Here is a 14,385-nt window from a genome sequence, read left to right as displayed (position 1 = left end):
GCCGCCGGCCGCCGACGCGGAGCAGTCCGCCGGCACGGCGATGAGCGTGCCGGCGGACTGCTCTCCCTCGTCGCGATGCGGTGCGCACCGGTGATGCGGTGCGCGCGGTGGTGCGGCTCAGAAGGGCGGCTCCTCGCTGAGGTCGCCGCCCGACGCCGCCCAGGGGTCGTCCGAGCCGGCTCGCCCGGCCCCGGAGGCACCATCGCCGGCCCCGTTCGCACCGCCGGGACGGTCCTGGGGACGGGCGGACCTGGCGACCGTCGCCGTCGCGTAGCGCAGCGACGGGCCGATCTCGTCGACCTCCAGCTCGACGACGGTGCGCTTCTCGCCCTCCTTGGTCTCGAACGAGCGCTGCTTGAGGCGGCCCTGCGCCACCACCCGCGACCCGCGGGTCAGTGACTCGGCGACGTTCTCCGCCGCCTGCCGCCAGACGTTGCAGCGCAGGAAGAGCGCCTCGCCGTCCTTCCACTCCTGGGTCTGGCGGTCCAGGGTGCGCGGGGTCGAGGCGATGGTGAAGTTGGCGACCGCCGCGCCCGAGGGCGTCCAGCGCAGCTCGGGGTCGCTGGTCAGGTTGCCGATGATGGTGATGACTGTGTCGCCGGCCATGATCCGGTCCTCCGTGTCGTCGGTGCGTGCTCAGGTGAGCGACCGGAGGCTACGAGGACCGACCGACGGTTCCGGGCTCGTCGCCCGGTCGGAGGAGGACGGCCGGAGGAGGACTGTCGGAGGAGGACTGTCGGAGGAGGACGGCCGGAGGAGGAGAGGCCCCGTTCCGGTGCCCACGGGAGGGACGAGCTCCTCCGGCGCCGACCGGTGCGCCGCGGGCCCACGTCCGGTCCGGCGGGCGGAGGACCGCTGCGGTGTCCCCGATGGGTGGAACCATCGGTGGCCGGACCGGGTGTGCGTCAGCGAGGGGATGGCCGGTGGCAGAGGCGCGGACCGGGGCGGTCCTGGAGGCGACGCTGGAGCGGATCACGTTCGCCAACACCCAGACCGGCTACACCGTGGCCCGGGTGGACACCGGGCGGGGCGGTGACCTGGTCACCGTGGTGGGGTCGCTGCTGGGCGCGCAGCCGGGGGAGACGCTGCGGCTGCGGGGACGCTGGGGGGCGCACCCGCAGTACGGCCGGCAGTTCCAGGTCGAGGACTACACGACCGTGCTGCCGGCCACGGTGCAGGGCATCCGCCGCTACCTGGGCTCGGGGCTGGTCAAGGGGATCGGCCCGCGTCTGGCCGAGCGGATCGTGGAGCACTTCGGGACCGACGCGCTCCGGGTGATCGAGGAGCAGCCGGCGCGGTTGGCCGAGGTGCCGAACCTGGGTCCCAAGCGGACGCGACTGATCACGGCGGCCTGGGAGGAGCAGAGGGCCATCAAGGAGGTGATGGTCTTCCTGCAGGGGGTGGGCGTGTCCACCTCGCTGGCCGTGCGCATCTACCGGCAGTACGGCGACGCCTCGATCGGCGTGGTCCGCGCCGAGCCCTACCGCCTGGCCGCGGAGGTGTGGGGCATCGGGTTCAGGACGGCGGACACGATCGCGGCCGCGGTGGGGATCCCGCACGACAGCCTCCAGCGGGTCGAGGCGGGACTGCAGTTCGTGCTCTCCGAGGCGACCGGACAGGGGCACTGCTTCCTGCCGGAGACCGAACTGGTCACCCGGGCGGTCGAGATGCTGCAGGTCCCGGCAGACCTGGTCGGACACGGCCTGGCCGTGCTGGTCGCGGACCAGGGCCTGATCCGCGAGGAGTTCCCCGGCGCGGACGGGGAGCCCCCGACCGTGGCGTTCTACCTCGTCCCCTTCCACCGGGCGGAGGTCTCCCTGTCCGCGGGACTGAGGGGGCTGGCGGCCGCCGACGTCGACCGGATGCCGGGCTTCGCGAGCGTGGACTGGGACGCGGCGCTGACCTGGCTGCACCGGCGCACGGGTGTGGAGCTGGCGGCCGGCCAGCAGGAGGCGGTGCGCCTGGCGCTGACCCGGAAGGTCGCCGTCCTCACCGGTGGCCCCGGCTGCGGCAAGAGCTTCACGGTGCGCTCGATCGTCACCCTCGCGGCGGCCAAGGGTGCCCGCGTCCTGCTCGCCGCCCCCACCGGCCGCGCGGCGAAGCGGCTGACCGAGCTGACCGGGGTCGAGGCGGTCACCGTGCACCGGCTGCTGGAGCTGCGACCGGGCGGGGACGCCGCCTTCGACCGGGAGCGGCCGCTGCAGGCCGACCTCGTCGTGGTCGACGAGTCCTCGATGCTGGACCTGCTGCTGGCCAACAAGCTGGTGCGGGCCGTTCCGCCGGGAGCGCACCTGCTGCTGGTCGGCGACGTCGACCAGCTGCCCTCGGTCGGCGCCGGCGAGGTGCTGCGCGACCTGCTCGCCGAGGGCACCCCGATCCCGCACGTGCGGCTGACCCAGGTCTTCCGTCAGGCCAGCCGGTCGGGGGTGGTGACCAACGCCCACCGGATCAACGCCGGCAGCCCGCCCCAGGTCCGCGGCCTCGAGGACTTCTTCCTGTTCAGCACCGACGACGCCGAGGAGGCCGCCCGCCTCACCGTGGACGTCGTGGTGCACCGGATCCCGGCCCGGTTCGGCCTGGACCCACGCCGGGACGTCCAGGTGCTGACCCCCGTGCACCGGGGGCCGGCCGGCGCCGCCGCGCTGAACGAGCTGCTGCAGGAGGCGCTCACCCCGGCTCGGCCCGACCGGGCGGAGAAGCGCTTCGGCGGGCGGGTGTTCCGCGTCGGGGACAAGGTCACCCAGATCCGCAACGACTACGACAAGGGCGCCAACGGGGTGTTCAACGGCACCCAGGGCGTCGTGACCGCCATCGACGTCGTCGGGCAGACCCTCACCGTCGTCACCGACGAGGACGAGGCGATCGACTACGACTTCGGCGAGCTCGACGAGCTGGTGCACGCCTACGCCGTCACCGTCCACCGCTCACAGGGCAGCGAGTACCCCTGCGTCGTCGTCCCGCTGACCACCAGCGCCTGGATGATGCTGCAGCGCAACCTGCTCTACACCGCCGTCACCCGGGCCAAGCAGCTGGTCGTCCTCGTCGGCTCGAACCGGGCGCTCGGCCAGGCCGTGCGCGCCACCGGTTCCGGACGCCGGCACACCGCCCTCGCCCGCCGCCTGCGCGGCCGGCCGTCCTCCCCGGTCCCCGCGGCGTGAGGAGGCGCCACCCGCCGGTCGCCTTGCAGCCGTCCCGGCCGTAGGGCACCCGTGACCGAGCGGGGAGGGCGTCACGGCGTGTTCAGCCGACGCTCCTCCGGCTCGTGCTCGTACAGCTCCTGGCGGGCCTCGAGCGACACCTGTGCCTGCATCTCCAGGCCGTCGAGGGTCTCCTCCACCTGCCGCAGCCGCTCCCACCAGGCCGACACGGCGTGCAGGTCGGCCAGGTCGGCCGTGGACAGGCCCAGCAGGCCGCGGATGGACGCGGCCGCCTCCTCGAGCACACCGGAGTCGTCATCCGGCGACTCGGCCCGCGCCGCCCAGAACACCTCCGCCCACAGCGCGGCCACCGCGACGCCGTCGGCCGGCGGCATCCGCTGCTCGAACGCCAGCCGCCGGTCGGCGGCCACCACGATCAGCCGCAGCGCCAGCAGGCGGCGCGTCAGTCGCAGGAACTCGGCGGCGTCGACCCGGCACGCCTGCGGGGTGCCGGCGTCGAGGATCCGCTCGTACACCTCTGCGAGGCGCTGCGAGGTCTCCTGGCTCCACTGCCACAGGTCGTAGGGCGTCGCTCCTCGCAGTGAGACGGCGTCCACCGCATCGCCACCGGGACCGTCGTGGGAGGAGCCGCTCACGCCGCCGAACGCTAGTGCCGTCTGCTCCCGGGTTCAGCAAGCCGTGCCGCGTCCCCACAGGACGCCTGTCACCCCCCGGTCCGGGCACCGCTCCCGTGGCTGCCATGACCGCCCCGGTCCGGTGGGCCGACGAGCGCGGGCCCGGATGCGGCCGAGACGGGCGCCGGTTACGCCCACAGCGAACGGCCGACACGCCGATGCGGGCTCCTGTGCCGTCCCTGACCTGCACTTCCGCCGATGGGGCCCGGATGTGCTTGCGCGATGGCCGGGTGGATGTGTCAGTACCCCCTCATAGCTTTCGGGTCGACATCTTCCCCATGTCGACGAGGAGTCCACCATGGCCGTCTCCGGCCTCAAGACCCGTAAGCCCACCGGCCGTGTGCCGTGGCCCTGCATCCTCCTGGAGGGGGAGGAGAAGGCGGGCAAGAGCTGGGCGCTGGCCCAGTTCAGCAGCAGCGACAAGATCGGCGCGCTCTACTGGATCGACCTCAACGAGGGCGCCGGTGACGAGTACGGCGCGATCCCCGGCGCGAAGTACGAGCTGGTCGAGCACGACGGCTCCTACGCCGCGGTGCTGGCCGCGGTCCAGGCGGTCAAGGCCCAGGCACGCCGCGCCGCCGACGCCGGCGAGCCGCCGGTCGTGCTCGGCATCGACACCGGCTCGGCGATCTGGGACGGGCTGAAGGACTGGGCCAGCGACCGCGCCGCGAGGTCGGCCCGCAACCGCGAGCTGCTCAAGCGCGATCCCAACGCCGAGATCACGATCAGCCAGAACCTGTGGAACGACGCCGGCTCCCGCTGGCGCAAGCTGCAGACCGAGCTGCTCACCTTCCCCGGCATCGTCGTCGTGACCGCCCGCGGCAAGGAGGTCACCGAGGTCGACGCCAACGGCCGCCCGATCGAGGGGCACAAGACCTGGTCGGTGCAGACCCACCGGGAGTTCCCGTACGCGGCCAGCGTGTGGATGCGGCTGCGCCGCGGGCGCCGACCGCTGATCGTCGGTGCGCGCAGCGTGCACGTGGGCATCAAGCCCAACGACGACCCGGCCAAGGAGGTCACCGACAAGAAGGCGGACGGCCGGCTGCTGGAGTGGTTGGTCTTCGACGCCCTGAAGTGCGATCCGGGCACCGCGCACGTCCGCGACCTCGTGTCCTTCCACGGCGGCGGGCTGCTCGAGCACGAGCGGACCGAGGAGGCCCCGGCCGGTCGGCCGGCTGCTCGGGCGGGCGGACGACGCGAGCCCGACGCCGCCGACCTGATCGCGCGGATCGGCGACGCCGGGGACGACGACGAGCTGCGCGAGGTGTGGGCCGAGGCCAACCGCAGCGGCATGCTGCAGGTCGACGTGCCCACCCCCAGCGGCTCGTACACCGTCGCCGAGCTCATCCAGGCCCGGCACGAGGAGTTCCTCGAGGCGTCGATGGGGGCCCACCCCGCCGGGCGCCGCAGGGCCTCGGCCGCTGCGCAGCCGCCCGCTCCGGAGACGCCGGCTGCCGTGGTGGAGTCCGCCCGGGCCGCCGCCGCGGCGGCCCGCCCGTCCACCGGCCGGGAGGAGACGCCGACGAACCCGCTGCTCGAGCCCTCGCCGACCCCGGACGACCCGCGGGAGCGCCGGCTCAACGCCGCCCGCCGTGGCGTGCTGGCCAGCCTGGAGGCCCTGGGCGTGACCGAGGAGCAGATCGGCGCCCGTTTCGGCCGGCCTGCCGAGCAGGTGGCGACCAAGCGGCTGACCGCCCTCGTGCGCGACGTGATCGCCGCGCAGCGGGCCGCGGGCGACGACCGCACGGACGTCGCCTGAGCCGCACCGGTGGAGCGGGGCCGGCCAGCCGGCCCCGCTCCACCGCCCCTGACCCGAGGGAGACGCGATGACCGCCGTCCTGCCCGCCCGCCCCAGCGCCGCCGAGCGCCGCGCCGCGCCGAGCCTGGCCGCCGCGGTCCGTGACCTCGACAGCCGCCGGGCCCGCTCCCGCCAGCGGATGATCGGCGCCTCCGAGCTCGGCGAGTGCCGCCGCCGGGCGGCCTACCGGATCGCCCGCCGCCGCCCGACCAACACCCGCACCGGGCTGCAGGCCTTCATGGGCACCGAGCTGCACCGCGGCGTGCTGCGCGCACTGCGCCGCCAGTACGGCGGGCTGACCGAGGTCGGTCTGAAGGGAGAGCAGGTCAAGGGGCGCTGCGACTGGTGGCACGCCCCGGTCGTGGAGGACCTCAAGACGACGTCCCGGTTCGGCTTCGAGCGGGTCCTGACCCGCGGCGTCCCCGTTCGGCACTGGTTCCAGGTCGCCGTCTACGCCTGGCTGCTGCGGACCGGGCAGATCGCCGACCGCCGGCTGCCGGCCGGAGCCGGGCAGGACGTCGACGGACTGCGGATCCGCTACCTGTCCCGCGACTCGGGCGAGGACGTCGTCTTCGAGGCCGACCACGACCCGGCGCTGACCGCCGAGGCGATCATGTGGCTCACCGACGTCTACGCCGCGGTGGAGGACGACGGGGTCGACGCCGTCCCCCGTGACGGTTTCGGACCCGGTGTGGACACCATGTGCGACTGGTGCCCGTTCCTCGATCTGTGCTGGGGCCCGCCGGTGGACCCGGAGAACGAGGGCGAGGTCTCCCGCCAGTCCCGCCTGACGGTCACCGACGAGGACTTCGTCGTCGCCGTCCACGACTACGACGCCTGGCGGGCGGCGGAGAACGAGGCCAAGCGGCACAAGGAGTACGCGCGGGAGCGGCTGCGGGGGCGGTCCGGGCCGGCGGACGACCTGCACTGCGAGTGGTCCGGTGGCGGCCTGCGCACGCAGGTGGACAAGGAGGCCGCGGTCGAGCGGCTGGTCGAGCTCGGTGAGGTCCTGCCCACCCGGAGGACCCGCAGCCCGCAGACGATCCGGGTCACGCGGAACGGCACCCGGCGGGACTGAGCACGGACGCCCCCCGCCGCTCGCACGCTCGCGGCGGGACCCTGCAGGGGGCCGTCGCGGGCGGTGCCCCACCTCTACCTCCTCTCCTCACCCACCTCCTCGGGCGCCGGGGCCGCCGCTGCCGGCCGGGCCCGTGCCGCTGCCGCCTCGGCGAGTGCCCGGTCCCGCGCCTCCTCCGCCCGCAGGCGGTCCCGTCGGCTCTCCTCGGCCTGGCGCTCGGCGCGCTCGGCGCGAGCCTGCTGCGCGCTCGCCTGCTCCGTCGCGGCATCGGCCCGGGCCGCCGCCGCCTGGACCCGGCCCTCCGCGGCGGTGGTCTCCAGCCGGGCGGCCGCCTCCGCCTGCTCGGCACGGCTGACCGCCTGTGCTGCGTCGGCCCGTGCCCGCCCGGTCTCCGCCCGAGCCGCGCGCTCGGCCTCCAGCGCCCGGTCCCGTGCCGCCTCCGCGGAGGTCGCCCGCTCCTGTGCCGCCGCGGCGTCGGCGACCGCGCGGTCCCGGGCCTCTCCCGCCCGGGCCGCCTCGGTGCGGGCCGACTCGGCGTCGCGCACGGCCGCGTCCCGCTGTCGTTCGGCGTCCCGTCGCCCGGCCTCGGCCGCGGTCGCGGCAGCTCGAGCCGCGTCCGCGTCGGTGCGCGCCTGCTGTGCTCCCGCGTCCGCAGCCTCGGCTGCCTCCCGGGCCGTGGCTGCCTGGTCCTGCGCTGCGGCTGCAGCATCCCGGGCGGCGTCGGCGTCGGCCTCGGCCCTGGCCGCCACCTCGAGGGCCTCACGCGTCGCCCTCTCGGCGACCGCCCGCACCCGGTCGGCGAGGGACGCGCGCTGTTCGGCCTCGGCGATCTCGCGGCGTGCGTCGGTGCGGACGGCCGCCCGCTCCGCCTCGAACACCTCCGCGTCGGCGGCCCTGGTCAGCACCTCGCGGGCACGGCCCACCTGGTCCTCGATCGCGCCCAGGGTGGAGCGGAGCCGGTCGGCGATCTCGGTCAGCGTCTCGGCGGTGGGCGCTGCCGGCTGCGCAGCGGCGGAGGTCTCCGGGGCGGGGGAGGTGCGTCCGGCAGCCTCCGCCCGGCGGGCGGCGAAGGCGGTCGTGCGGTTGTGGTCCGGCCGCTCGCAGTAGGACGAGCGTCCTCCGGTCGGCGGGGGCGGGGCCACGGGCCGGTCGCAGTCCGGATACGCGCACGTGGTCGCGGCCGCGGTCATGGCCGAGAGTCAACGCTCGTTCGTCCGTCGCGGCCAGTTGACATGAACGGACGAACGACCGATGTGCTCCGGGATCGCCTGACCACCGCGGAGCGAAGCGCTCCATAATCAACTGTTATGGAGTCCCAGGCGGCGGGGGCCGCGACGCCCTCCGGACGGCCCTCCACCGGGGTCCTGCCGGTGACCGCCGCGACCGGAGGGCTCGGGGCGGGCGGAGCCGCCACCGGCGGCCTGGTGCTCCCCGGGGACGTGGAGTCGGTGGGGCGCTACCTCACCGCGGCCAAGGCCGAGTCCACGAGGAGGGCCTACGACGCGGACTTCCGCGCCTGGTCCATCTGGGCCCGGCAGCGCGGCTTCGCACCGCTGCCCGCGGCCGACGCCGCCGTGGCGGCCTACCTCGCGGCGCTCGGCGACGCAGGGGCCAGCCCTCGCACCATCGCCCGGCGGCTGTCCGGCATCGGGCACGCGCACCGGGAGGCCGGACACCCCAGTCCGTCCGAGCACCCCGGCACCCGGGAGGTCCTCCGGGGCATCCGTCGCACCGCGGCCCGCGACGGCCGTCGTCCGAAGAAGGCCCGGGCGCTCGACACCCAGACGATCCGCGCACTCGTCGAGGACCTCCCGGCCGGGGTGGCCGGCCTCCGCGACCGGGCCCTCATCCTCACCTCGTTCGCCCTCGCGCTCCGGGCCTCGGACGTCTGCGGGTTGGACGTGATCGACCTGGCCCCGGCCGGACACGGCGGCCTGGACGTCACCATCCGGTGGTCGAAGACCGACCAGGAGGGTTCCGGCGAGGTGCTGGCACTGGCGCCGGGGGTCCGGGCGCAGACCTGCCCGGTGCGCGCACTGCAGGCCTGGGTCGACGCGGCCGACCTCGCCGGCGGCTCCGGGCCGCTGTTCCGCAGCGTCGGGCGAGGCGCCCGGCCGCGCATCGGCCGGACGCGGATGGCCCGGTCGTCGGTGCGGCTCGTCCTGCGTCGTGCCGCCGACCGTGCCGGCGTCCCGCTGGAGGGGCTGAGCCCGCACAGTCTGCGCCGGTCCTTCGCGACCGAGGGGTACAAGGCCGGTGTCAGCGAGCGCGAGCTGGCCCGGACGGGCAGGTGGGCCTCGGTGACCACCATGCGGGGGTACGACGCCAGCAGTCGCTGGGCGGACCCGGCATCCGCGCGGCTCGGTCTCTGAGCGCTCCGGGTCGAGCCGGCCGCAGGACGGGGAGCGGCGCGGACCGAGGTGGTGCGAACGCGGTCCCCGACGGGGAGCGGACGTCACCCCGCGTGTCCGGGGGAGGGGGTCGGCATCCGTCGCCCCCTGGGCACATAATCGAACACGTGTTCGTACGACCGCGGCCGGCCGCACCGCCGAAGAGGAAGCGTCCGAGGCCGGTCGGCCCGATGCCCAGGAGGCCCGCATGACCACTGTCTCGACGTCCAACCTGCCCGCCGGCGAGCCGGTGCTGACGACCGACGTGGTCGGCACGGACTTCGGCCTCCCGCTGGTCCGGCCGGCCAAGCCCCGGCAGGGCGGTCAGGTCCGGTTCGTGCGGTCGCACTGCAAGGCACACGGGGGAGTCGTGGTGTGGTTCACCGACGGCACCAAGACCCCGCCGCTGCACGGCCGCACCGCCTGGATCGTCGCCGAGCCCGAGCCCGGTGCGCACACGCCCGCGCGTGTGGTGGCGTGAGGCGGGCCGCCCGTTCCGGCCCGCCCGTGGACCGGCCGACGCTCGCGCGGGCCCGCGGCCGGGAGGCCCCGGCGCAGGGCTGAGCGCTCGTGGGCGCGGAGGGCCCGCGGTCGACGACCGCGGGCCCTCCGTCGTGCGTGCTCGGGTCACGGCCGCGCCAGGACGATCGGCTCGACCGTGTCCGGCTGCTCTTCCGGCAGACCGCACCCGACGGAGACCTCGGGCAGGGCGGACGGGAGGAGGATGGCGGCGCGGACACGGTCCCACCCGGGCGGTCGACGGCCTCGGACACCTGCCGACCACCGGACGATCCGTGCCCGCCTCCGGCCCTCCGCTCGTCGGCCCGCCCCAGGTCCTGCCGCAGGCCCGGGCCACCGGGCTCCTCGGGCGTCGGAGACGGCGGTGCGACGACGACGGGGGAGACATGACGCTTCTCGCGCGATGCCGGCAGCGAGCCACCGCACTGCTCGTCTCGGCTGCCATGGTCGGGGCGGCCCCCGTGCTCACCGCGGCGGCCGAGCCGCCGGACGACGACGGCTGGCAGATGGCCCGGCCGCGGCTGACGACGCCGTGGACCGACCAGGTGTCGCCGAGCAACGCGCTGCCGGAGTACCCGCGGCCGCAGCTGACGCGGGCCCGCTGGCAGAACCTCAACGGGGTGTGGCAGTTCGCCGGCGCCTCGGCGGGGGAGGCGCCACCCGTGGGGGAGGACCTCGCCGAGAGGATCCTGGTGCCGTACCCGACCGAGTCCGCGCTGTCCGGCATCCAGCGGCACGAGGACCACATGTGGTACCGGCGGACGTTCACGGTCCCCGAGTCGTGGCAGGTCGGGCAGGGTCAGCGGCTGCGGCTGAACTTCGGCGCGGTGGACCACAAGGCCACCGTGTGGGTGAACGGCACCCAGGTCGCCGAGCACACCGGCGGCTACACCAGGTTCTCCGCCGACGTCACCGATGCGCTGGAGCCCTCGGGACCCCAGGAGATCGTCGTCGGTGTCGAGGACCGCACCGACGCGACGTGGCAGCCGGTCGGCAAGCAGCGCAACGTCCCCGACCGCGGCATCTTCTACACCTCCTCCTCCGGTATCTGGCAGACGGTGTGGATGGAGCCGGTCACCGCGCGCGGGTACGTGGCGGACCTGGACATGGCGACCGACGTCGACACGGACACGCTCGCGCTGACCGTGGACACCGGCGGGGACGCACCCGGGCTCACGGTCCGTGTCGTGGTCAGGGACGGCCACGGAGAGGTCGCGACCGTGGCGGGAGCACCTGGCCGGCGTCTGGGCGTGCAGGTCCCCGACGCCGAGCTGTGGTCACCCGACGACCCGTTCCTCTACGACCTGGAGGTGACCGTGCTCGACGGCCAGGAGGTGGTCGACCGGGTGGGGTCCTACGTCGGCATGCGGGAGATCGGGACCGCGCGGGGCGCCGACGGCCGCCTCCGCATCACGCTCAACCACGAGATCCTCTTCTCGATGTCGACGCTCGACCAGGGGTTCTGGCCGGACGGGATCTACACCGCACCGACGGACGCGGCGCTGCGGTTCGACGTGGCCGAGACCAAGCGCCTCGGGTTCACCACCATCCGCAAGCACCTCAAGGTCGAGCCGGACCGCTGGTACCACGCCGCCGACACGCTCGGCCTGCTGGTCTGGCAGGACATGCCGTCCATGCGGACGGGCGGGATCCCGCCGCCGGACGCGCAGGCCGAGTTCGAGCGTCAGCTGCACGAGATCGTGGACCAGAACGACAGCTGGACCTCGGTGATCGGGTGGATCCCGTTCAACGAGGGCTGGGGTGAGTGGAGCAGAGCGGCCACCGGGCGGATCGCCGACTCCCTGGCCGCCCAGGACCCCACGCGGCTCGTGGACGCCCACAGCGGCGTGAACTGCTGCGCCTCGCACGGTGACAGCGGCCGCGGCGACGTCATCGACTGGCACGCATACACCGGTCCCGCGCAGCCCACGCCCGACGAGCACCGCGTGGCGGTCGACGGTGAGCACGGCGGCTTCGGGCTCGAGGTGCCCGGCCACATGTGGTTCCAGGACGGCGGCGGGTACCGGATGGCGCAGGACGAGGACGAGCTCACCCGGCTGTACGTGGACAACCAGCTCGCGCTCATCCCGATCGCGCAGCAGCGCGGCATCAGCGGCGCCGTCTACACCCAGATCACCGACGTCGAGCACGAGGTCAACGGCTTCTACACCTATGACCGGCGGGTGGCGAAGATGCACGTCGGCCAGGTCAGGGCCGTCAACGACGCGGTGGTCCGCAACGCGTACCGCCCCACGGGCCCGACGACGACCGAGCCCGGCACCTCCGACCTCGAGGGGGTGCTCGCCTCCGGCGGTGACCGCGACGACGGTCGGTGACGGCCGCGGTGGTCACGGTGAGCCGGGCATGGGTGGACGCGGCGGAACCGGAGTGGAGACGATGAACGAGCTCGTGGTCTGCCCGTGCACGAGGAAGCGGTCCAGCACGCTCTCCAGAGCCTCGATGCTGGCGACGTGCACCTTGACCAGGAAGCAGTCCTCGCCGGAGATGCGGTGGCACTCGGACACCTCGGGCAACCGTGCAGCCAGCTCGGCGATGCGGGGGAGCTGGCCGGGACCGGGCCGGATGCGCACCCAGGCCGCGACGGGGAGGCCGACGGCGGCCGGATCGACATCGAGCCGGTAGCCGCGGATGACGCCGGCGGACTCCAGACGGGCGAGCCGGTCCCGGACGGCCGGTGCCGACATGCCGACGCGCCGGGCCAGCTCTGCCGCGCTGGCCCTCGGGTCCTCGGTCAGCACCTGCAGGAGTCGCTGATTGGTCGGGTCGAGGATCGACCTTCCGTCCGGAAGGCGATCGGGCAGTCGAGGTCCGCGTCCGGAACCCATGAGCGGCTCCTCCCTTCCGAAGCGCATGGTCCTGGGAGCCGGCACCTTCGACACTAGGTGCATGTCGTCATCCGGTCGTGACGCGGCTGCGCCGTCCACGTCGCCGGGGGCCGGACCGGCGGCACCTCCCTCGCGGGCGAGGGTCACCGACCGGGTGCCGCCGCACCTGTGGTTCGTCGCCAGCGCGGTCTTCCACTACCTCGGGCCGGCCTTCGCCGTCCTGCTGTTCGCCCGCGTCGATGCGCTCGGTGTGGCGTGGCTGCGCATCGCCTCGGCAGCGTTGGTGTTCGCCCTGTGGCGCCGCCCCTGGGCGGTGTGGCGGCGGCTCGATCGGAGGACCCGGCTGCTGCTGCTCGCCTGGGGAGCGGTCCTGGCGGTCATGAACAGCTGCTTCTACCTGGCGATCGACCGGCTCCCGCTGGGCACCGTCGCCGCCGTCGAGTTCCTGCCGGTGATCGTCCTGGCCGCGATCGCTGTCCGCACCTGGCGCAACGGCGCGGCGCTGCTCAGTGCCGGCGCCGGGGTCTGGCTGCTCACCGACGTCCACCTGGCCGGTGCGCCGGTCGGGCTGGCGTTCGCGGCCGCGAACGCCGGCCTGTTCGCCACCTACGTCGTCCTGGCGCACCGGGTCGCCCGCAGCGGGGCGGTGGCCGGCATCGACGGTCTGGCGCTGTCCATGGTCATCGCCGCCGTCATCGCCGCGCCGATCGGCATCGGCGATGCCGCACCGGCCTTCTCCGACCCCATGGCACTGGCCGCTGGAGTCGGTGTCGGTGTCACGTCCTCGGTGATCCCCTACGCGTGCGACCAGCTGGCGATGACCCGGCTCTCCCGCAACACCTACGCCCTGATGGTCTGCCTGCTACCGGCGACGGCCACGGTGATCGGCGTCCTCGTGCTCGCCCAGGTCCCTGCGGTCAGCGAGGTCTGCGGTGTGCTGCTCGTCATCGCCGGAGTCGCCCTGCACCGCGAGCGGCGCGACGACGGATCGTCGCTCGAGCCGTCGCAGGCAGTCCCGGGGGGCGCGTCGTCCGTGCGGACGGGCGGTGACGCCCTGCGGTCGCCCGCCTCGCCCCCGGCGTCTACCGGGGGGCCGCGGAGAGGGCCTGCTGGACGACGTCGGCCACCACCCCGGGCCGGGAGATCATGATCACGTGTGATCCCTCGACCTCCGTGGTGGTGGCCCCGGCCCGCTCCGCCATGCGGCGCAGGACGTCGCTGCCGGCGGCCCTGTCCCCGGTCGGCACCACCGCCCAGGACGGCAGGGTCCTCCAGGCGGGCGTGCCGGTCCGCTCGGTGAAGCCCAGGGCGGAGATGGGGCGCTGGGTCGCCGCCATCACCCGGGCCTGGCCCTCCGGCAGGTCGGCGGCGAAGGCGTGGTGGAACGCGTCCGGGTCGATCGCGAACTCGACGCCCGGCTCCGTGCCGTCTCCCGTCGGGTAGCGCAGTTGGACCAGGGACGAGTTCAGGACGCTGTCCTTGGAGTCGGCTTCGATGTCCTGCAGGGACTCCCCGTCATCCGGCGCGAAGGCGGCCACGAAGACCAGGCCCACGACGTTGCCGGCCCGAGCGGCCGCGTTCGTGATGACGGCACCGCCGTAGGAGTGGCCGACGGCGATCACCGGTCCGGGGATCTGCTCGAGCGCGCTGGCGACGTAGGCGGCGTCGTGGGAGAGGCCGCGCAGCGGGTTGGGGACGGCTCGCACCGCCACACCTGCGGCCTGCAGCTGCGCGACCACGTCGTTCCAGCCGGAACTGTCGGCGAAGGCGCCGTGGACGAGCGCGACGGTGGGGCCGGAGCCGGTGGTGGACGTTGCCTCGGTCATGGTGATCTCCTCCTGGGTCTGCGGGGCAGGCGGCCGGTCCGGGTGGCGTGTGGGGCGTCGGTGGGGGGCTCCGCCGGCCGGGGGGCCGGCAGATCG

General features: G+C 74.7%; 12 protein-coding genes. 7 read left to right on the top strand and 5 right to left on the bottom strand.

The features are described 5' to 3' along the window. Window positions 1-117: 117 nt before the first annotated feature. Entirely contained in the window at window positions 118-606 is a 489-nt protein-coding gene (locus tag ACWIX3_RS17945; RefSeq protein ID WP_448608700.1) for a single-stranded DNA-binding protein, read from the bottom strand. Window positions 607-923: 317 nt separating this feature from the next. On the opposite strand from ACWIX3_RS17945, the gene recD2 reads away from it, so the two are divergent. Continuing rightward, complete coding sequence (recD2, locus tag ACWIX3_RS17940; RefSeq protein ID WP_448608699.1) at window positions 924-3,158, top strand: SF1B family DNA helicase RecD2; 2,235 nt, start codon at window positions 924-926, stop codon at window positions 3,156-3,158. A 71-nt stretch (window positions 3,159-3,229) separates the two neighbouring features. Here the strand turns inward: recD2 and ACWIX3_RS17935 are convergent, their stop codons facing one another. Then, window positions 3,230-3,793 carry a hypothetical protein gene (locus tag ACWIX3_RS17935; RefSeq protein ID WP_448608698.1) on the bottom strand — a complete coding sequence of 188 codons (564 nt, stop codon included), beginning with the start codon at window positions 3,791-3,793 and terminating at the stop codon, window positions 3,230-3,232. Between the two features lie 337 nt (window positions 3,794-4,130). Here ACWIX3_RS17935 and ACWIX3_RS17930 point away from each other — a divergent pair, with 337 nt between their 5' ends. Together ACWIX3_RS17930 and ACWIX3_RS17925 are read left to right on the top strand one after the other, a co-directional pair. After that, window positions 4,131-5,591 carry a hypothetical protein gene (locus ACWIX3_RS17930; RefSeq protein ID WP_448608697.1) on the top strand — a complete coding sequence of 487 codons (1,461 nt, stop codon included), beginning with the start codon at window positions 4,131-4,133 and terminating at the stop codon, window positions 5,589-5,591. Between the two features lie 67 nt (window positions 5,592-5,658). Continuing rightward, window positions 5,659-6,708: a PD-(D/E)XK nuclease family protein gene (locus tag ACWIX3_RS17925; protein ID WP_448608696.1), complete on the top strand. Its 1,050-nt coding sequence runs from the start codon at window positions 5,659-5,661 to the stop codon at window positions 6,706-6,708. Window positions 6,709-6,782: 74 nt separating this feature from the next. Here ACWIX3_RS17925 and ACWIX3_RS17920 read toward each other — a convergent pair whose 3' ends face one another. After that, entirely contained in the window at window positions 6,783-7,898 is a 1,116-nt protein-coding gene (locus ACWIX3_RS17920) for a hypothetical protein (RefSeq protein ID WP_448608695.1), read from the bottom strand. A 180-nt stretch (window positions 7,899-8,078) separates the two neighbouring features. On the opposite strand from ACWIX3_RS17920, the gene ACWIX3_RS17915 reads away from it, so the two are divergent. The 3 genes from ACWIX3_RS17915 to ACWIX3_RS17905 all read left to right on the top strand — a co-directional run bounded on the left by ACWIX3_RS17915 (window position 8,079) and on the right by ACWIX3_RS17905 (window position 11,953). Continuing rightward, window positions 8,079-9,080 (top strand): site-specific integrase, encoded by a 1,002-nt coding sequence (locus ACWIX3_RS17915; protein WP_448608694.1) that lies wholly within the window; start codon window positions 8,079-8,081, stop codon window positions 9,078-9,080. 226 nt (window positions 9,081-9,306) lie between these two features. Then, entirely contained in the window at window positions 9,307-9,579 is a 273-nt protein-coding gene (locus ACWIX3_RS17910) for a hypothetical protein (protein WP_448608693.1), read from the top strand. A gap of 424 nt (window positions 9,580-10,003) precedes the next feature. Next, window positions 10,004-11,953, top strand: a complete 1,950-nt coding sequence (locus ACWIX3_RS17905; RefSeq protein WP_448608692.1) for a glycoside hydrolase family 2 protein — start codon at window positions 10,004-10,006, stop codon at window positions 11,951-11,953. 12 nt (window positions 11,954-11,965) lie between these two features. On the opposite strand, the gene ACWIX3_RS17900 is transcribed toward ACWIX3_RS17905, so the two are convergent. After that, window positions 11,966-12,463 (bottom strand): Lrp/AsnC family transcriptional regulator, encoded by a 498-nt coding sequence (locus ACWIX3_RS17900; RefSeq protein ID WP_448608691.1) that lies wholly within the window; start codon window positions 12,461-12,463, stop codon window positions 11,966-11,968. A 154-nt stretch (window positions 12,464-12,617) separates the two neighbouring features. Between ACWIX3_RS17900 and ACWIX3_RS17895 the strand changes: the two genes are divergently transcribed. Then, a complete protein-coding gene (locus ACWIX3_RS17895; protein WP_448608690.1) occupies window positions 12,618-13,613 on the top strand; it encodes an EamA family transporter in 996 nt (331 codons plus the stop codon). On the opposite strand, the gene ACWIX3_RS17890 is transcribed toward ACWIX3_RS17895, so the two are convergent. Then, window positions 13,546-14,289: an alpha/beta fold hydrolase gene (locus ACWIX3_RS17890; protein WP_448608689.1), complete on the bottom strand. Its 744-nt coding sequence runs from the start codon at window positions 14,287-14,289 to the stop codon at window positions 13,546-13,548. The genes ACWIX3_RS17895 and ACWIX3_RS17890 overlap by 68 nt on opposite strands. Window positions 14,290-14,385: the final 96 nt, after the last annotated feature.

It is taken from the genome of Geodermatophilus sp. URMC 60, from assembly GCF_053502585.1.
The sequence above is the reverse complement of the archived record's forward strand: the minus strand, read 5'-3'. Positions and strand labels throughout refer to the sequence as shown.